This is a genomic window from Nocardia sp. NPDC050717 (assembly GCF_040654275.1).
Taxonomy (GTDB): Bacteria; Actinomycetota; Actinomycetes; order Mycobacteriales; family Mycobacteriaceae; genus Nocardia.
Window position 1 is genome coordinate 98,139 of record NZ_JBFAHR010000002.1, and the last position, 18,989, is coordinate 117,127.

The following is an 18,989-nucleotide window of genomic DNA, read 5'->3' on the forward strand; positions in this document are numbered from 1 at the left end:
GCAGCGCAGTCGCGGTCGGTACGTGTCCGGCTTCGGCTCCACCCCAACCGATTACATCGGTGCTCCGCCGACGGAGGTGGCTCGGGTCGCCGCCGCCGTCCGCGAATGGGCTTCACAACTGTCCCGGTGCCGGGATGAATCCGCTCCCGGCACCGGTGACCTCACGGACGGAACGTTCGGGAACCGTCGCCCCATCGCATTCGGGCTCACCACCACGATCCTCGGCCACACCTCATCGCGGGAGTGAATTCGTGACGTACGCGCACACATCAGCCGCCACGCAGGACTCGCCGCAGTCGCGAAGCCTGTTCTATCGCAAAATCTGTGGCCTGCCGACCTTCGTCGATCCCGCAACGGGACGGATCATGATGTCGGCCGGATCAACCGGGGCCGTCATAATGCCCAGCGACCTCGCCCAGCGGGTCAAGGTCGAATTGCACCGCCGCAACATCGGGCCGTCTCCGATCATCGGCCACCCCCGCGCCGGAACCTGGTCCTACCTCATCCGGGCTGACATGCACCCGATCGGCGATCCCGCCGTGCTGGCTCAACTGTGGCGTGCGCGCGTCGTTGTGGTGCGCGACGGCGACATCGCATTGCCGTCCCCAGGACCCGACAACCAGGTCGCCCGGACCTGGATTGTGGCTGCCACCACTCCGTTCCGTCCCTCCGGCACGACCGTCCTGTCCTGCGTGCGCGAAATGTTGGACGCCACCCCTCGTCACCACGGCCCTTCCTGACTAACCGGTGACCGCGTCATCGGCCACTGAGACCACCCGAATACCTCGAGGCCGTCAGCGATCTCAGCGCTGAGGCCGACCGACCTCGAGGGTGGGGAGGTTCCCCGGAGGTCGCAGCCCCCGCCGCGACCTCCGGGGGATACCCCGCAATCGCGACCTCGGGCGGGTCGCTCATCGGCTCCGTTTGCCATCAAAACTCCTATCGGAGGTTAGATCGCCGTGTCCTACATCAGTTACTACGAGACCTGCGACGACGGCTTGGCGAGTCTGCAACGCAGCCTCATCGACCTCGAACACGCCACCACGAACCAACGCGGATACAGCTCCGACCTCGTCCCTGGGCTACTGCAAACGCCCGCCTACGCCCGCGCGGTCATCGCCGCTTGTGTCGTCGCGCTCGAGGTGCCCGGCGACACCGAAGATACCGTCACTGCCCGCCTGCACCGCCAAGCCGTGCTCGACGACCCCGACCACCGCTTCCGTCTGCTGTTCGGCGAGACCGCCCTGCTGCGCACCGTGGCCAGTTCGCAAGTAATGGCATCCCAGATCCGATTCCTTCGCGAGATCCTGGCCGCGCGACCCAACGTGGAAATCGGCATCGTCCCCATCAGCGCCGCTTTCGTCAGCCCAGCAACATATTTCATCATCAACGACCTGGTGTCGGTCGACATCGAGACCGTCACCGGCACGGTCAACACCACCAGCGACGAAGACATCGCACTCGCCGAACGCAGCTTCGACCGCCTCGCCGCCCTGGCCGCGTACGGCGATCACGCCCGCACCATCCTCAATCGCGCACTCGCCGCCCACACCAACTGAACGAAGGGAGCACGGCCATGATCCGTGCGGGAATCCCTGTCCATGTCGACAAAGACACCACCTTGCGCGTCAAGATTCACGACGCATGCGGCCTGACTTGCACGTTCTGTCACAACGAGGGCACGCCAGTAGCCACTGACAACCGGCGCCGTTTGCCTGGCGACTTCGTCGCTGCCGGGGTGAGTGGGCGCATGTCGATCTACGCCCAGACCAACGGTGCGGCCTTCCTGCCGGCGCCGATTCCAGACAATGATGACTTCGCGTATGCGCTCGCTGCGCTCGGTGATGCTCTGGGATTGACCGAGTTGCATCTGACCGGGGGCGAACCGACCCTGCATCCGACCGTCGCCACACTGACGAAGATCGCCGTAAATGCCGGATTCCGCGTCGGCATGACCTCCAACGGTGAACGCGGCGAACGTGTGATCCCCGATTGCGCTGCCGCCGGGCTGGACCGGGTGAACTTTTCCATCTTCGGCACCACCGCAAACGAACTCGCCGAAGTTCAGCACCCCCGATACCGCAATCCTGCTCTGGCCCAACGCAAAATCGATGCACTCGAGCGGTCGATCGCAGCATGCGAAGCATATGGAGTCAAAGCCAGCGCCAACATCGTCGTCCCCGACCACACGCACGCCCCGCGGGTGCACCGGCTGCTCGATGAATTCTCACCCAACCTGACCGTGAGGTTGCTCATGTCGCTCGACAAAGGCGACAGCTCGATCGAGGCGATAGAACACATCCTCGCAGACCGGGGCGCCGTCGCCGAAGCACACTTCGTCACCGCCGGAGGTTCCAACTCCCGCACCGCCTACCGCCTGCCCGACGGGCGCAGCATCTTCTTCAAACACATCCGCCCGGTCCGGATGCCGCAAACATGCGCCGGATGCCGGTTCAACAACGGCACCGACTGCGAGGAAGGCTTCTACGGCGTGCGGCTCTACTACGACCGCACCGGCACCTTCCAGGTCGGAGTGTGCATCCAACGCATGGACCTGTGCTTACCTCTAGCCGAGTTCCTGACCAGCCCCTTGCGTACCGAAGTCCTCGAACTCCGGAATGCTGAGTACACCAGGCTCACGACCCGCCGAGTCGGATAGCCTCGCGCCATCGACAACTCAGAAGGAGTCCCCGTGCCCATCGAGCACGAAGCGAAGATCCTCGACATCGACCCCGACACCATCGAGCGTCACATCCTGGACAAGGGCGGCCACAAGCACGGCGAGCGATTCATGCGCCGCTACGTCTACGACGTCGCCCCCGGGGTCGACGGCAAGTGGATTCGGTTGCGCGACAATGGAAATCGAATCACGCTCGCGATCAAAGAGATCACCAGCGACGCCATCGACGGTACCCACGAGGTGGAGGTGAGCGTCGATGACTTCACCGCTACCAACGCCCTGCTCGAGATGATGGGATTTTCTGCGAAGTCGTACCAGGAAACCAAGCGGACGAGCTACAGCCTCGACGGCGCAGAACTCGAACTCGACACCTGGCCCCGGATCCCGCCGTATCTCGAGATCGAGGCCGCCACCAAAGCTGACGTGATCCGTGTCGCCGAACTGCTCGGCTATACCGAAGCAGACCTCACCGGCGAGAACACGATCAAGATCTACGCACGTCACGGAATCGACCTCAACACGATACGAGACCTGCGCTTTTGACGACGGTTCCCGCATCTCGATGCGGAGCGCAAGAACAGCACTAAACCGAACGGCCCCAGGTGCTCATCACAACGTGAGCCTCCGGGGCATTCAGATGCAAATTGTCCCGCGCCTATCTGCCCGTCGCCAAGGGCAGCGGCAACGCCTAACGCTACGAGCGGAAAGCCCGAACCTGCTGGATCTGGACAACCAGGTTCGCGCGGTCGGCAACAACCTTAACCAGATGACCCGCTACAGCCGCCAGGGCAAGGAGCTCGCCGAAGGGCGGGAGTACGCGATCGCGGCAGCGATGCGCGCGTGCGTGCAGATCGGCGCGACCGCGCGCTGGGTGATGGGCAAGCCGCTGGCGGTGAGTGTGGAGTCGTTGGTTGGCACGCTGCTCGCCGATGCTGTGGACACTAGCGGTTGGGCTGACTCGGTCGACCCGGACCGAAGTGATGCGGCGGTTAACCGAACACCGACTTCACCGGCGAGGACGTGAGGTCGAAACGATTGTCGGCGGTCTTGGACGGGCGGCTCGCGCGGGCGACTTAGCCCAACAGTTCACGGGCGTTGAGCGGTCCGCGGCCGACGTCGGCAGCGAACATTCGCAGCGCGACGTCGGTCCGGATTCGACGGCGTTGCTCACGCGGGACCGCAGCGCGGGGGGACCGTTGCCGTGGGCGCGTTCCACTAGGTGAGCGCTTTGGCGCATTCGTGGCGGTAGCTGCCGGCGCTGTCGTGAACTGGCTGTGCGGGCGCCGGAGCTGGGCCTTCTTCAACGCGTATCGGATCGCGTCCTTGGTCTTGGCGCCGAGCGTGACCTGCTCGGTGATCGCGGAGTCGATGATCGCATCGGCGTTGAATGCAGGCATCCCAAAGCAGAGCCCGCATCTGTGCCTCGGTGACCTGCTCACCCTCGGTGATGCCCAGCGCGGCCAGGCCGGCGCCGAGCCACCCCCGGGGACTCGCCCTTCTCGGCGTAATAGTCGTCGATCCCGGTGGTGTGGCGTTCGTTCGCGTTGTGGGTGGCGATCACGCGTGTGTAGTACTCGAAGCCCTCGCCCGCGGACAGCTTCGCCAGTGGCACCACCCCACCCACGGTAAGCACAGCGGGCGGATGAACAGCTGACCTCGGACGCGGTGTGTGGAACGAGAGCTTCAGGGCAGCAAACATGCCGGTGGTCGGACCGCTACCTCGCAAGTGTCCGGCACTCAACGATCTCGGTGATTCCGGCGTCCTCGTCAGCGAACATCTCGACGTACCCGTCGTGCTGAAAGGGTGTGTGGTGCGGGTGCGATACCTGCGGCAACTCCGGTACCAGAGCAGACAGCAGATACTCCTCGTCCGGGCCGTATTTCAGCCAAGATGTCACATCCTGCCAGCCCGACAGCAGCAGTAGTTCTGGAACATCGGTGACCGCCCAGGCCAGCGGCGGGAAGTAGACCTCGGCAAGACTGTGAAGGCCAACGGGCTCAGGTCGTTTCAGCGCCTCCTTCGACAGAGGTCCGAAGGCGAAGAATCCACCGGTGGAGCCAGCGATCCGTGCTGTGGTACCGCGGGCGAGGGCTATCACGAGGTGCAGCCCGTCGGAGGTGACGCTCGCCTTGTCGGCGAGAAGGTCGACGCCGACGTCCGGGTGGCGGATGCGAAACTGCGGTGCTAGCCCGTGCGCTCCGATGAACATCGATCTCGCGACTGCGCCGGGGCGGAACAGCGCTCCGGGCAGCTTCGTGCGGTGGCTCGGGTCATAACCGATCGTCTTCCGGCTGAAGGGACGCAGCACTGTCGCCAGCTCGCCGTAGGCGTCGTCATATCGACTCTGCAGGCTATTGCAGTTTCCGCACAGCCCATACATGTACAGCCCGCCACGCACCTCGCGGCCGGACCCGGTGATACGCCCGCCGCGTTCGACGAGGTATTGCCGACCGACAGTGGTGGAGTTTCCCGCACACTGGGGCGGGACATGCGTTTTGGTCAGCTTGCCCACGACGCCGCATAGACCGCAGGGGTACTCAACGTTGCGGTCCCGACGTGACCCGAGGACTCGGTGCTTGGTGCTGGAGGGCATCAGACAATTGTCCTTGCGAACGGCGCAGTAGGAAACTTCATTTCTGGGCGACGCCGACCATCGACGGTGGTCTAACCTCCGAGCCGCATGCTCGGTGACCCGCCACGGCAAGCACGGCCGCCGACCAATTGCGGCGACCTCGGACGCTGTGTGCGGTAGCGTTCGCCAGGCTTTGCCTGTCGATGGGCGTGAAGGCCGGTAGACTTTTTCGATGGCGTTGGGCACGGTCGTGCGCGATGTATACGCAGACCACGAGCGGTCAACCATGTACCAGACCTTGAGCACGCTGCTTGGGCACAACTGGAGCTGGAGTCGGGCTGGCATCTACTGCTACTGGGATCCCTATACGCACGAAGCGCAGTACATCGGCTTGGCGAATAATCTCGCTTCACGGTTCGCCCAGCACAACAGCCTAGGGCGGAACAGGCCGAGCAGAGGCAACAAGGGTGCGCAGATCAACGATTGGTTCCGCACTCGCGACTGGCTCGGCTTCTCCATCGTCATTCAAGAAGGAATCGCTGACGACATCAACGAGCGGTATTCAGCAATAGCCGAAGGGCAACTGCTTGAGGGCTACCGGGCGCTGCACGGAAAGTTTCCGCCGTGGAACAAGATCGGCGGCAGCACGTATGGGGCAACTTTCGCCGCACGGCACACCGGGTCCTGGTTCGACCTGATCACGGGCAAGGCGGACGGCCTGGTTGTGGCCAGGAAAACGATTCGCGAACTCAACGACGATGCGAGGGCCGACTACAACGAGGCCACCATCCACACATCGCGGACCGGAATGACCTTGCACCCGCACGACGGAACGATCGATGACCGCGGCATCCTCAATGGAGTCAGGCTCATGGCCCAGAGGTTGGGAGGTCCTGATCCCTGGACAGGTGAAGACAGGTACGAGACCTTGCGCACGTACCTCCTGCAGCCTGCACCGCACCCCGAGAACGATCTCCTCCGTATCGACCCGCCGTCGACAGACGGGCCGCCGGAATGCCGGGGAGGACTACCCACCTGAAGTACGTCCTATCTACTGCGGTGCTGGGTCGATCGAGTCTGCGCCGGTGCCTTCCTTTCGCGGCATCTTGGCGAAGACCTCGGCCATGGCCTGCGTGATGAGTTCCGGGCTGTATCCGGCGTACATGAGCCAGCGAACCGTGGCCCACTGCAACGTGGTTGAGGCGGCGTCGACCAGCTCGGTGACGAACATCGGGTCAGGTATGGACACCGAACGGTAGTGGCCGGGTTCGTATTCGACCCGATGTAGCGGGTCGAAGGCCTCGATCCCGAACCAGTTCTGGCCATGTCCAGCGCCGCTGGCGGCGTTCCAGAGGTAAGCCCAAAGGCCCTCATCATGGCCAGTAACCTTCGCGGCATTGCGTACCAGGTTTTCGTAGCCCGGTGGCTTGTTCAAGGGCGAAGTGGGAAACGGGAGTGTGGCTGCACGTTGTTGGAGGCCGGCGATTCGTTAGTCGATCAAAGTTGTCGAGTCCCCATGAGCTTTCAGAGCCTGGAGGTGATACTGGAAGTCGCGGTTCAGCAGTCGGACATGACGTTCCACGCACTCTTGGTGGGTTGCGTTGGGGACATCGAGCAGCCAGATGGTGTGAGCGGCAGCCTCAAGACCCGCGCGCGCGAGGAGTAGATAGGGACGGATTCGGACCATGTTGCTCGCGCCGGGGGGGGGGAACGAATAGGGCGCGATGAAGTCGGCCCACATCCCCATGTGCTCCGCCGAGGCCAGCAGATAGGTCCGAGCCCAGGCGGAGACCTTCTCCCAGTGGTAGATGGCATCCACCTGAGCGAGCTGGCTATTTGGTTGGGGATCGACTGTTCTTGTCAACACCAGGCCGCACGCGCGGACTGCGTACGTGGCCCCTACCCACCGCTGCAAATGCTCGTCAGGCACAGGGATGGCTGTATCGGGTGTGGGCGGTATTGAGGTGTAACCAGACACCAGAGCATCATATTGATCTATGGACATATTCACCCGGTGAACATCCGTCGCTTCGGTGTCGACGTGGCCGACGGTCCCCGCAGCAAGCTGGCTACCTCAAGCGCAGGGCCAGCGCGGCGAGTGTCCTGCTGCAACGCCAGCAAAGCGGGACAATATGTCTCGGCCAGGTCGCAGGAACCAGCTGTCCTACTTCTGCGACCTCCCGCGCGAGTGCAGCCGAGGGGGCCGGTTGAGCAATCCATTCGGACCGCCTTCAGGACTGTCACGCGGTCGGGAGGGCAAGTTCGGCGAACCGATGATCGCGAGTCGGTGTTGATGCCGAGTGCCCGGCGCCGCGCGCGAGAGGGTGCGGCTCACCGGTGAGGACCGCCAGGGCGGCGGCGACTTCGTGCAGGTGGGACTTGACGTAGGTGTCTGTCGTGCCGGAACTCTTACCGTGGTGACCGGCGAAGGCTCGAGCCACTGCGTAGCTAAATGTTCTTTCGACCCAGGTCAGAGTGGTGTGGCGCAGCCAGTGAGCTGTGACGCCTTGGGCGGCCACCCACGGCAGTGACTCGCCGACTCGGGCCCAGATGTGGTCGTATCGGCGGGCGGTGATCGGGCGCCCGTGCCCGTAACGCAGCAACTGGCCGGTGAAGGGCGCTTGGCGTCGGTTTGCGTGGTCGTCGAGGTGTCGCATCAAGGTCGGTGACACCGGCTGCCAGCGATCCGAGCCGCCCTTCTCTCTCAGATACACCAGGCACTGGCCTCGGTCGAGGTCCTGCGGGCGCAACGCCAGCGCGCCGCCGCGACGGCATGCGGTCTCGAGGTGGAACCGCAGGATCAGGCTGTCGAGTTCGGGGTCGTCACCGGAGGTGGCCGCGACTTGGCAGATCTCGGCGATCTGGGCAGACGGGATCGCGTATCGCTGTGAGGCCCGGCGGGACGGGATCGGCAGTTGCCGTGCTGGATTGTCTTGTGGGCGAACCCATCCGGCTTCCTCGGCGTAGCGGTAGACAGCGCGCACCGCGGACACGAAGTGTTCGACCGCGCTGGTCCCGCCCCGGGATGCCCGGTTGGTGCGGGCGGACGCCTGGACCGTGCGCGTGAGTTCCTCGAGTTCGTGACGGGTGGGCTCGGTCAACGATCGGTCCGGCCAACGGGATTCGAGTAGATCCAAATGGGTCCCGTAGGTGCGGGCGGTGCCCGCCGACAGCCGTGCCCGTACACGCGGGATGATTTCGGCGAATGTCGGTGCTGCGGGGGCGCTACCGATGAGGTCCGCCGCGGTTATGCCCGTCTGGGTCAGCAGCAACTGTGCAGCGGCCAAGGTATCTGCGGTGGGGGCAGGGCGGACGGGGCTGTGGATCGTCACAGTGAGTCCTCCAGGATTCGTCGGCTCTCACGAGTCAGGGTGTCGAGTGCGGCCGGGGGATAGATCAACAACCGCTTCTGTTCGCGGTGGGCGACCAGCAGCACGCGGTCGCCTTCGAGTAGCCGGACGCGTCGGCGTTGGCGGAACGGAACGCGGAAGAACCCGGCACCGGTCACCCGAGCCGGGCCTTCGCTGGCGGCGTGCACAAGGACGAGGCCGCCCTCCGTACACGACATCGTCAGCCGGGTCCCCGGAGACCAGCTCAGTGCCGACAGCACTGCGCGGTCGGCCACGCGGCCGGCGTCGCCGATGACGGCGACGCCGTAGGCGAGATTCGGGTCGGCGGTGCCCGGGATGACGCACGTCGGCAGGGGACCGTGGATGCGGTCCTGGAGCGCGGTTTGGGGCGGAATGAGTGGCTCGATCACCGGCGATCACCACGCCTGCGGCGGGGTGCCGGGATGGTGCGAAAAGTGGCACAGCTGCCACATGATGAATCATGTTTACGCAGGTCAGTGTCCTGCATGTCGTGTCTCCTCCGTGTGCGAGTGCACTCGAACACGCGGAAGCCCTGACCTGGCCCGAAAGCCAGGAATCTGTGCGCGAGGGGGGACTTGAACCCCCACGTCCGTGGACACCAGAACCTAAATCTGGCGCGTCTGCCAATTTCGCCACTCGCGCTGGATGTGTACGACCGTCCAAACTCTACCGGGCAAAACCGGCTACGCGAAGCATGGGGGCGGCGTGGCGTACTCGCGGGTAACACGACCTGGGATTATAACGATTCGGTAACCCTCAATGTGAGGGCCACTCATGTTTGCGAAGCGAAGTAACAGGCCTCACCTGCGGGTTCAAACGTGAGGGAGGGTCATGTTTCAGATAATTTTGGTACGGACGTGCAGAAATACTCGGCGGTAGCTGGCACCTGGGCGGGAAACGTGAGGCTTTCCTCATGATTTTGTGCGATCGTGGCTCCCATACAGGCCCGAGGGGCTGCCGGATACGTGTGTGGTCCGTCGGTGGGCGGAACGCCAGGAGAAGGAAGTCGAGCGTCTTGACGATCAACGAGAGCACCGAGATGGGCCGCGGGGCGACCGCGAAAGCCGATGGTCGCGGCCAGGCGGCGGGTGTCCGCGCGCCGCTGCTCGAGCAGCTGCGCGACGGGGTGGGCTATGCGTTGGCGTTCGGTGGGCAGGGTGCGCAGTGGCTGCGTGAGCTCGAGGAGATCGGTCGCGACAGCGCGCTCGAGTCCGAGCTCACCGCGCTCGTGCACGAGGCCGAGGCGCTGATCGAACCGGTTGCGGCACAGTTGCTGGTGGTCCGCCCCGGCGGCTTCGATCCCATGGGCTGGATGCTGGAGAGCGAGCTGGACGAGCCGGAGGAGCCGTCCTCCGCGCCCGCCGAGTCGGTGCTGCGCTCCGCTCCGGTGTCGATGCCGGGTGTGCTGTTGGCCCAGCTCGCGGCCACGAGGGCGCTGCGCCTGCAGGGCCTGGACGCGGCCGAGCACCCGCCCGTCGCCGTCGTCGGACATTCGCAGGGCCTGTTCGCCGCCGCCGCTGTCGAGGCCGCGGGCGCGCGCGACGCCGAGCTGCTGGCCATCGCCCAGCTCGTCGGCGCCGCCGCGGGCCTGATCGCGCGCAGGCGCGGGCTGATGCCGGTGGGCGAGCGCTCGCCGATGGTCGCGGTGTCCAATGTCGATCCGGAGCAGCTGCGGGCGATCGTCGCCGAGGTCGCCGAGGGTGTCGACCCCGCGATCGCCGCGGTGGTCTCGATCCGCAACGGTCGCAGGCGCGTCGTGCTCTCCGGCGCCCCGGCCCAGATCGACCGGGTGCGGGCCAGGTGCGCGCAGCTGCACGACGAGCAGACCAAGGAGCGCGAGAACAAGGTCCGCGGCGGCGCGGTGTTCGCGCCGGTCTTCGAGGACATCGCCGTCGACGTCGCCTTCCACCACCCGGCGCTGGCCGAGACCGTCGACCTGGTCACCGGCTGGGCCCGGCAGTGCGAGCTCGACGCCGAGTTCGCCGCCGCGCTGACCCAGCAGGTGCTGGTCGACCCGATCGACTGGGTCGCCACCGTCGACTCCGTCGTCGCGGCGGGCGCGGAGTGGATCCTGGATCTCGGCCCCGGCGACCTGCTCTCGCGCGTCACCGGCGGCTCGCTCAAGGGCACCGGCGTCGGCGTGATCGCCGCCGCCACCCGCCCCGGCCAGCGCAGCCTGCTCACCCCGGGCGCCGCGCCGGAGCCGTCGACCCCGTGGTCGGCGTTCGCGCCGAAGCCGGTGCGGCTGCCCAACGGGCGCATCGTCGTCGAGACCGCGTTCACCAAGCTCACCGGGCGTTCGCCCATCCTGCTGGCGGGCATGACCCCCACCACCGTCGACGCCGGGATCGTCGCCGCCGCGGCCAACGCCGGGCACTGGGCCGAGCTGGCCGGTGGCGGCCAGGTCACCGAGCAGATCTTCGCCGACCGGATGACCGAGCTGCGCAGGCTGCTGCAGCCGGGCCGCGCGGTGCAGTTCAACTCGCTGTTCCTCGACCCGTACCTGTGGAAGCTGCAGCTCGGCGGCAAGCGTCTGGTGCAGAAGGCGCGCGCGGCGGGCGCACCGCTCGACGGCGTCATCGTCACCGCGGGCATCCCCGAGCTCGACGAGGCCGTCGCGCTGATCGAGGAGCTGACCGAGGTCGGCATCAGCCACGTCGCGTTCAAGCCGGGCACCGTCGCGCAGATCCGCGCCGTGCTGCGCATCGCCGACGCGGTGCCGGACTACCCGGTGATCATGCACATCGAGGGCGGCAAGGCGGGCGGGCACCACTCCTGGGAAGACCTGGACGACCTGCTGCTGGCCACCTACGCCGAGCTGCGCGGCCGCGCCAACGTGGTGGTCTGCGTCGGCGGCGGCATCGGCACGCCCGAGCGCGCCACCGACTACCTGACCGGCACCTGGTCCACCACGCACGGCTACCCGGCCATGCCGCTGGACGGCGTGCTCGTCGGCACCGCGGCCATGGCCACCCTGGAGGCGACCACCGCCCCCGAGGTGAAGCAGCTGCTCGTCGACACCCCCGGCACCCCTGACTGGGTCGGCGCAGGCACCGCCAGCGGTGGCATGGCCTCGGGCCGCAGCCAGCTGGGCGCCGACATCCACGAGATCGACAACGCCGCCTCGCGCACCGGCCGCCTGCTCGACGAGGTCGCCGGCGACGCGGAAGCCGTGGCGGCCCGGCGCGAGGAGATCATCGCCGCGCTCGACGCCACCGCCAAGCCTTACTTCGGCGACGTCGCCACCATGACCTACCAGCAGTGGCTGGAACGCTATGTCTCGCTTGCCGTGTCGAGCGAGGTCCCGATCTCCTTCGACTGCGGCTCCGACATCGGTGACGCGATCATCGACGCCACCCGCTCGGACTGGCTCGACATCAGCTGGCGCGACCGGTTCGCGGAGATGATGCGGCGCACCGAGGCCCGGCTGCACCCGGCCGACAGCGGCGAGATCGAGACGCTGTTCGCCGACGACGAGGCCTTCGAGCACCCCGTGCAGGCGCTGTGCGCGCTGAAGAAGCAGTACCCGGCCGTCGCCGACACCGTGCTGCACCCGGCCGACGTGCCGTTCTTCGTCTCCCTGTGCAAGACCCCGGGCAAGCCGGTGAACTTCGTGCCCGTCGTCGACGCCGACGTGCGCCGCTGGTGGCGCTCGGATTCGCTGTGGCAGGCCCACGATCCGCGCTACTCGGCCGATCAGGTGTGCGTCATCCCCGGCACCGTCGCGGTCGCGGGCATCACCCGCGTCGACGAGCCGGTCGGCGAACTGCTCGACCGCTTCGAGCAGGACACCGCCTACAGCCTGGTCCGCGCGGGCGTCACGCCCGCTCCGGTCGACGCCCGCCGCGTCGCCGGCGTGGTCGCGGGCCCGATCGACACCGTGCTCGCCGCCCCCGACGTGCAGTGGGCGGGCCGCACCACGGTCAACCCGGTGCACCGGCTCGGCGCCGTCAGCGAGTGGGTCGTCGAGCAGGGGAGCGCGGTGCACCGCGGCACCGGCGCGACCCTCACCGAGACCACCGGTCCCGAAACGGATTTCAGCTACGTCGAGCTGGCCGTGCCGCTGCTCGGCCGCGACGCGGTGAAGATCCGCATCACCGTGCCGGTGAGCGTGTACTCCGGTGGCGCGCCGGTGATCACCGAGGCCGACGCCGAGACCGCCATGTCGGCGCTGCTCGGCGTGGCCGCGGGCCAGTCGCTGCCCGAGGTGAAAGCCGGTGTGGCGCACCTCAACCTGGCCTGGATGCCCGACCTGGTCGCCGACCACGCCGGCGTCACCGGCTCCGGCCTGCCCGACTCGCTCAGCACCCTCGGCCGCACCGCGCCCGACGTGCTCGTCGGTGCCTGCTGGCCCGCGGTCTTCGCGGTGCTCGGCGCGGCCCGCACCGGCACCGGCGGCTCGGTCATCGAGGGCATGCTCGACCTGGTCCACCTGGACCACCAGATCGAGCTGCTCGCCGAACTGCCCGCCGAGACCAGCATTCTCGTGGTGCGCGCCGAGAGCGGCGCCGTGGTCGACACCGACATGGGCCGCGTGGTCGAGGTCGGCGTCACCGTCGGCCTGATCCTGGACCAGGGTCTGGAGCCGACCCCGCTGGCCAGGCTCGTCGAGCGCTTCGCCATCCGCGGCCGCAACGGCGCGGGCGAGCTCACCGATCCGCCGCGCGCGGCAGGCTCGGTCTCCGACGCCGCCACCGACACCCCGCGCCGCCGTCGCCGCGACGTCAGCATGGCCGCCCCGCGCGCCATGCACGCCTTCGCCGCCGTGTCCGGCGACCACAACCCGATCCACACCTCCGACGCCGCCGCCAAGCTGGCCGGCCTGGGCAGCCCGATCGTGCACGGCATGTGGCTCTCGGCCGCCGCCCAGCACGCGGTCGTCGCCGTGGATCCCGAAAGCTCCGTTCCCGCACGCACTCTCACCGCCTGGACCACCCGGTTCCTCGGCATGGTCCGCCCCGGTGCGACCGTCGACGTGCGGGTGGAGCGGATCGCGGTGGACGCGGGCAGCGAGATCGTCGAGGTCTCCTGCCGCGTCGACGGTGACCTGGTCATGACCGCGACCGGGCGCACCGCCGCCCCGAAGACCGTCTACGCCTTCCCGGGCCAGGGCATCCAGCGCAAGGGGATGGGTCTGGACGCGCTGACCCGCTCGAAGGCGGCCAAGAAGGTCTGGGAGCGCGCCGACGCGCACACCCGCGAGGCCCTCGGGTTCTCGATCCTGGCGGTGGTGCGCGACAACCCGACCTACCTCAAGGCCCGCGGTGTCGAGCACCGGCACCCCGACGGCGTGCTGCACCTGACCCAGTTCACCCAGGTCGCCATGGCGACCCTCGGCGTCGCCCAGGTCGCCGAGCTGCGCGAGGCAGGCGCGTTCGTCGAGGGCGCGATGCTGGCCGGCCACTCGGTCGGTGAGTACAACGCGCTCGCCGCCGTCGCGGGCGTGCTGCCGCTGGAGGCCGTGCTCGAGGTCGTGTTCCAGCGCGGTTCGGCCATGCACGAGCTGGTCCCGCGCGACGCGCAGGGCCGCAGCGACTACCGGATGGCGGCCATCCGCCCGTCGCAGATCGGGCTGCCCGACAGCGAGGTCATCGACTTCGTCAACGGCATCGGCGCGGCCACCGGGGAATTCCTCGAGGTCGTGAACCTGAACCTGCGCGGCTCGCAGTACGCCATCGCGGGCACGGTCGCCGGGCTCGAGGCGCTCGAGACCGAGATCGACCGCCGCCGCGCGGAATTCGGTGGCAAGCGCGCGTTCATCCTGGTGCCCGGCATCGACGTGCCGTTCCACTCCTCGGTGCTGCGCGACGGCGTGCCGGAGTTCCGGCACAAGCTCGAGCAGCTGCTGCCCGCCGAGGTGCACCCGGAGGTGCTCGTCGGCCGCTACATCCCGAACCTGGTGCCGCGCCCGTTCTCGCTGGACCGCGAATTCCTCACCGAGATCGCCGAACTCGTGCCCTCGGAGCCGCTGGCCGCCGTGCTCGCCGACTTCGACAGCTGGACCCAGCGCGAGGCCGAACTGTGCCGCGTGGTGCTGATCGAGCTGCTGGCCTGGCAGTTCGCCAGCCCGGTGCGCTGGATCGAGACCCAGGACCTGCTGTTCACCGACACCGCGCACGGCGGTCTCGGCGTGGAGCGCTTCGTCGAGGTCGGCCTCGGCGCCACCCCGACGGTGGCCAACCTGGCCTCGCAGACGCTGAAGCTGCCCGCGTTCGGCGGGGCGACGGTCGAGGTCGTCAACGTCGAGCGCGATGCCGCGGTCGTCTACGCGACCGACACCGATCCCGCGCCGGTCGAGGACGACGTCGAGGAGACCGCGGCCGAGGCACCCGCCGCCGCTGCCGCGCCCGCCGCGCCGGTCGCCGCGGCCCCGGTCGCCACCGGCGGCCCGCGCCCCGACGACATCGCCTTCACCGCCGCCGACGCCACCCGCGTGCTCATCGCGTTGTGGACCAAGCTGCGGCTGGACCAGATCGGCGCGGTCGACACCATCGAGGGCCTCTGCGACGGCGTGTCCTCGCGCCGCAACCAGCTGCTCGTCGACCTCGGCTCCGAGCTCTCGCTCGGCGCCATCGACGGTGCCGCCGACGCCGACATGGGCGCGCTGGCCGCCACGGTCGAGCGCCTGGCTCGCACCTACAAGCCGTTCGGCACCGTGCTCACCGATGCCATCGGCGACCACCTGCGCAAGGTCTTCGGCCCCTCCGGCAAGCGGCCCGCCGCCATCGCCGACCGGGTGAAGAAGACCTGGGAACTCGGCGACGGCTGGGCCAGCCACGTCACCGCCGAGGTCTCCCTCGGCACCCGCGAGGGCGCCAGCGTGCGCGGCGGTGACCTCGGCGGACTCGTCGGCGGCGCGCTGTCCGACGCCGCCTCGGTCGACGCCGCCATCGACGCGGCCGTGCAGGCGGTCGCCGCGCGTCGCGGCGTCGCGGTCTCGCTGCCGTCGGCGGGTGGCGCGGCCGGCGGCACCGTCGACGCGGCGGCGCTGGGTGAGTTCACCGAGCAGATCACCGGCCGCGACGGCGTGCTCGCCACCGCGGCGCGGGTGATCCTCGATCAGCTCGGCCTCAGCGAGCAGGCCAGCGCCCCGGAGGCGACCCCCGACACCCTGGTCGACCTGGTCTCCGCCGAACTCGGCGCGGACTGGCCGCGACTGGTCGCGCCCGCCTTCGACGCGCGCAAGGCCGTTCTCATCGACGACCGCTGGGCCACCGCCCGCGAAGACCTCGCGACCATGTGGCTCGGCGATGACGCCACCACCGCCGAGCAGTCGATCGCCGGCTACATCGGCGCGGGCGAAGCGGTTGCCGCGCAGGCGAACTGGTGGCGGCAGCGGGCCATGAGCGAGGCGCGCTCGGTGCTGGCCGGGGTCTACGCGAAGATCGCGGAGGCCGCCCTCGACACCACCGACCCGGGCCTGTGGTCCGACGACGTCGCCGTGATCACCGGCGCGAGCAAGGGTTCCATCGCGGCCGCCGTCACCGGCAGGCTGCTCTCGGGCGGCGCCACCGTGGTGGTCACCACCTCCGGGCTCAACGACGAGCGGCTGAAGTTCTACCGCTCGCTCTACCGCGACAACGCCCGCCACGGCGCGGCGCTGTGGGTGGTACCCGCGAACATGGCCTCCTACCAGGACCTGGACGCGCTCATCGAGTGGGTCGGGACCGAGCAGGTCGACAACGCGGGCGGCGCCAAGATCAAGACCAAGGACGCGATGACCCCGACGCTGCTGCTGCCGTTCGCGGCGCCGCGCGTCGCCGGTGACCTCGCCGACGCGGGCGCCCGCGCCGAGATGGAGATGCGGGTCCTGCTCTGGTCGGTCGAGCGGCTGATCGGCGGCCTGTCCGCCCTCGGCGCCGACCACGACGTCGACGCGAAACTGCATGTGGTGCTGCCGGGTTCGCCCAACCGCGGCCTCTTCGGCGGCGACGGCGCCTACGGCGAGTCCAAGGCCGCGCTCGACGCGATCGTCGCCAAGTGGAAGGCCGAGAAGTCCTGGGCCACCCGCGTCACCATGGTGCACGCGCTGATCGGCTGGGTGCGCGGCACCGGGCTGATGGGCCACAACGACCCGATGGTCGAGGCCGTCGAGAAGGCGGGCGTGCACACCTGGTCGACCACCGAGATGGCCGACGAGCTGCTCAAGTGGTGCACCTCGCGGGCCCGTCAGGTGACGGTCACCGGCCCGCAGCAGATCGACCTCACCGGTGGTCTGGCGCGCGCCAAGCTGGACCTGCCCGCGCTGGCCAAGCAGGCGCAGGAGGCCGCGGCCGCCGCGGAGGACGAGGCGGTCACCGCCGCGACCATCGCCGCGCTGCCCGCGCCGCCCACCCTGAGCTCGGCGCTGCCGGTGCCGGAGTGGGGGCAGGTCACCGCTGATCTCAGCGACATGGTCGTGATCGTCGGCGCGGCCGAGCTCGGCCCGTACGGTTCCTCGCGGACCCGCTTCGAGATGGAGGTCGAGGACAAGCTCTCGGCCGCCGGCGTGCTCGAGCTGGCCTGGACCACCGGTCTGATCCGCTGGGAGAACGACCCGAAGCCCGGCTGGTACGACACCGAATCCGGTGACTTCGTGCCGGAGTCGGAGGTGGCCGAGCGCTACCACGACACCGTCGTCGAGCGCTGCGGTGTGCGCCGCTACGAGGACGACGCCGCCATGGTCGACAATGCCGCGCCGCTGCTGACCTCGGTGTTCCTGGACCAGGACCTGAGCTTCACGGTCGCCAACGAGGCCGAGGCGCGTGCCTTCCACACCGCCGATCCGGAGCACACGGTGATCACCCCCGTCGCCGATTCCGGTGACTGGACCGTCACCCGCAAGGCGGGCACCGAGATCCGGGTGCCGCGCAAGGCGAAGCTCTCGCGGGTGGTCGGTGGCCAGATCCCGACCGGCTGGGACCCCACGATCTGGGGTGTCTCCGCCGACATGGCCGCTTCGATCGACCGGGTCGCGCTGTGGAACATCGTCTGCACCGTCGACGCGTTCGTCGGCGCCGGCTTCAGCCCCGACGAGCTGATGAGCTGGGTGCACCCGAGCCTGGTGGCCAACACCCAGGGCACCGGTATGGGTGGCATGTCCTCGATGCGCTCGCTCTACGTCGACAACCTGCTCGGCGAGCCGCGCCCGAACGACATCCTGCAGGAGGCACTGCCCAACGTCGCGCTGGCGCACGTGGTGCAGTCCTACGTCGGCAGCTACGGCGCCATGGTGCACCCGGTCGCGGCGTGCGCCACGGCGGCGGTGTCGGTGGAGGAAGCCGTCGACAAGATCCGGCTCGGCAAGGCCGAGGTCGTGGTCGCCGGTGGTTACGACGATCTCGGCATCGAGGGCATCGTCGGCTTCGGTGACATGTCGGCCACCGCCGACTCGGCGGCCATGCGCGCCAAGGGCATCAGCGACCGGTACTTCTCCCGCGCCAACGACCGCCGTCGCGGCGGGTTCGTGGAATCGCAGGGTGGCGGCACCGTGCTGCTGGCCCGCGGTGACGTGGCCGTGGAGATGGGTCTGCCGGTGCTCGGCGTGCTCGCCTTCGCGCAGTCCTTCGCCGACGGCGTGCACACCTCCATCCCCGCACCGGGCCTCGGCGCGCTGGGTGCCGGTCGTGGCGGCAGCGGCTCGCGACTGGCCGCGGAACTGCGCAAGCTCGGCGTCACCCCGGACGACATCGCGGTGATCTCCAAGCACGACACCTCCACCGCCGCCAACGATCCCAACGAGTCGGAGCTGCACGAGCGGCTCGCCGGCGCGCTGGGCCGCACCGACGGTGCCCCGCTGTTCGTGGTCTCGCAGAAGAGCCTCACCGGCCACGCCAAGGGCGGCGCGGCGGCCTTCCAGCTCATCGGCCTGTGCCAGGTGCTGGAGAACGGTGTGGTGCCGCCCAACCGGAGCCTGGACTGCGTCGACGAGAAGATGCAGGCCTACCCGCACCTGGTGTGGGCCCGCGAACCCCTGCGCTTCGGCGAGAAGTTCGCGCTGAAGGCGGGCCTGGTGACCTCGCTCGGCTTCGGTCACGTGTCCGGGCTGCTCGCGGTGGTCCATCCGCAGGCGTTCCTGGCCGCGATCGAGCCGTCGGCGCGCGCCGACTACCAGGAGCGGGCGCAGGCGCGTCAGCTCGCGGGCAGGCAGCGCTTCGCCGAGGCCATGTGCGGCGGCGCGGCGCTCTACGAGAAGCCCGCGGATCGTCGCCTCGGCGCCGACGGCACCCCGGCCAAGCAGATCCGTCAGCTCGAGGCCGACATGCTGCTCTCGCCGGAGGCCCGGCTCGACAGCGAAGGCCTGTACCGCGCGAACGGATGGGGTTGCGGCGCAGGACAGCCCGGTTCCGCTCCGCAGCCGAGCGAAGCGTCGTAGGCTGCCGCTTC

Annotated in this window: 13 protein-coding genes and 1 tRNA gene; 7 read left to right on the plus strand and 7 right to left on the minus strand. The window is 68.5% G+C overall.

The genetic code is table 11. The features are described from left to right. The first annotated feature begins 251 nt into the window (after nt 1-251). The 5 genes from AB0H56_RS06480 (at nt 252) to AB0H56_RS06500 (ending at nt 3,704) form a co-directional block, all read left to right on the plus strand. A complete protein-coding gene (locus AB0H56_RS06480) occupies nt 252-740 on the plus strand; it encodes a DNA-directed RNA polymerase subunit beta (RefSeq protein WP_357158180.1) in 489 nt (162 codons plus the stop codon). Nucleotides 741-959: 219 nt separating this feature from the next. Next, nucleotides 960-1,559 carry a DUF5753 domain-containing protein gene (locus AB0H56_RS06485; protein WP_357158183.1) on the plus strand — a complete coding sequence of 200 codons (600 nt, stop codon included), beginning with the start codon at nt 960-962 and terminating at the stop codon, nt 1,557-1,559. 17 nt (nt 1,560-1,576) lie between these two features. Next, on the plus strand, nt 1,577-2,659 hold the full coding sequence (locus AB0H56_RS06490) for a radical SAM protein (protein ID WP_357158186.1): 1,083 nt from the start codon (nt 1,577-1,579) through the stop codon (nt 2,657-2,659). A gap of 33 nt (nt 2,660-2,692) precedes the next feature. Then, entirely contained in the window at nt 2,693-3,223 is a 531-nt protein-coding gene (locus AB0H56_RS06495) for a CYTH domain-containing protein (RefSeq protein WP_357158189.1), read from the plus strand. A gap of 73 nt (nt 3,224-3,296) precedes the next feature. Continuing rightward, complete coding sequence (locus AB0H56_RS06500) at nt 3,297-3,704, plus strand: hypothetical protein (RefSeq protein WP_357158192.1); 408 nt, start codon at nt 3,297-3,299, stop codon at nt 3,702-3,704. 49 nt (nt 3,705-3,753) lie between these two features. On the opposite strand, the gene AB0H56_RS06505 is transcribed toward AB0H56_RS06500, so the two are convergent. Both AB0H56_RS06505 and AB0H56_RS06510 read right to left on the minus strand, forming a co-directional pair. Further along, entirely contained in the window at nt 3,754-4,077 is a 324-nt protein-coding gene (locus tag AB0H56_RS06505; RefSeq protein WP_357158195.1) for a hypothetical protein, read from the minus strand. A 318-nt stretch (nt 4,078-4,395) separates the two neighbouring features. Beyond that, on the minus strand, nt 4,396-5,193 hold the full coding sequence (locus tag AB0H56_RS06510) for a hypothetical protein (RefSeq protein ID WP_357158198.1): 798 nt from the start codon (nt 5,191-5,193) through the stop codon (nt 4,396-4,398). Nucleotides 5,194-5,485: 292 nt separating this feature from the next. Between AB0H56_RS06510 and AB0H56_RS06515 the strand changes: the two genes are divergently transcribed. After that, nucleotides 5,486-6,292 carry a hypothetical protein gene (locus AB0H56_RS06515; protein WP_357158201.1) on the plus strand — a complete coding sequence of 269 codons (807 nt, stop codon included), beginning with the start codon at nt 5,486-5,488 and terminating at the stop codon, nt 6,290-6,292. A 12-nt stretch (nt 6,293-6,304) separates the two neighbouring features. On the opposite strand, the gene AB0H56_RS06520 is transcribed toward AB0H56_RS06515, so the two are convergent. From AB0H56_RS06520 to AB0H56_RS06540, 5 genes are all read right to left on the minus strand, one after another. Then, complete coding sequence (locus tag AB0H56_RS06520; protein ID WP_357158204.1) at nt 6,305-6,688, minus strand: hypothetical protein; 384 nt, start codon at nt 6,686-6,688, stop codon at nt 6,305-6,307. A gap of 54 nt (nt 6,689-6,742) precedes the next feature. Beyond that, a complete protein-coding gene (locus AB0H56_RS06525; protein ID WP_357158207.1) occupies nt 6,743-7,231 on the minus strand; it encodes a hypothetical protein in 489 nt (162 codons plus the stop codon). A 262-nt stretch (nt 7,232-7,493) separates the two neighbouring features. Then, nucleotides 7,494-8,585 carry a site-specific integrase gene (locus AB0H56_RS06530; protein ID WP_357158210.1) on the minus strand — a complete coding sequence of 364 codons (1,092 nt, stop codon included), beginning with the start codon at nt 8,583-8,585 and terminating at the stop codon, nt 7,494-7,496. Continuing rightward, nucleotides 8,582-9,013 carry a hypothetical protein gene (locus tag AB0H56_RS06535; protein WP_357158213.1) on the minus strand — a complete coding sequence of 144 codons (432 nt, stop codon included), beginning with the start codon at nt 9,011-9,013 and terminating at the stop codon, nt 8,582-8,584. The genes AB0H56_RS06530 and AB0H56_RS06535 overlap by 4 nt, the downstream gene beginning before the upstream one ends. A 171-nt stretch (nt 9,014-9,184) precedes the next feature. Next, nucleotides 9,185-9,266, minus strand: a tRNA-Leu gene (locus AB0H56_RS06540). 373 nt (nt 9,267-9,639) lie between these two features. Between AB0H56_RS06540 and AB0H56_RS06545 the strand changes: the two genes are divergently transcribed. Next, nucleotides 9,640-18,978 (plus strand): fatty acid synthase subunit beta domain-containing protein, encoded by a 9,339-nt coding sequence (locus AB0H56_RS06545; RefSeq protein ID WP_357158216.1) that lies wholly within the window; start codon nt 9,640-9,642, stop codon nt 18,976-18,978. Nucleotides 18,979-18,989 lie beyond the last annotated feature (11 nt).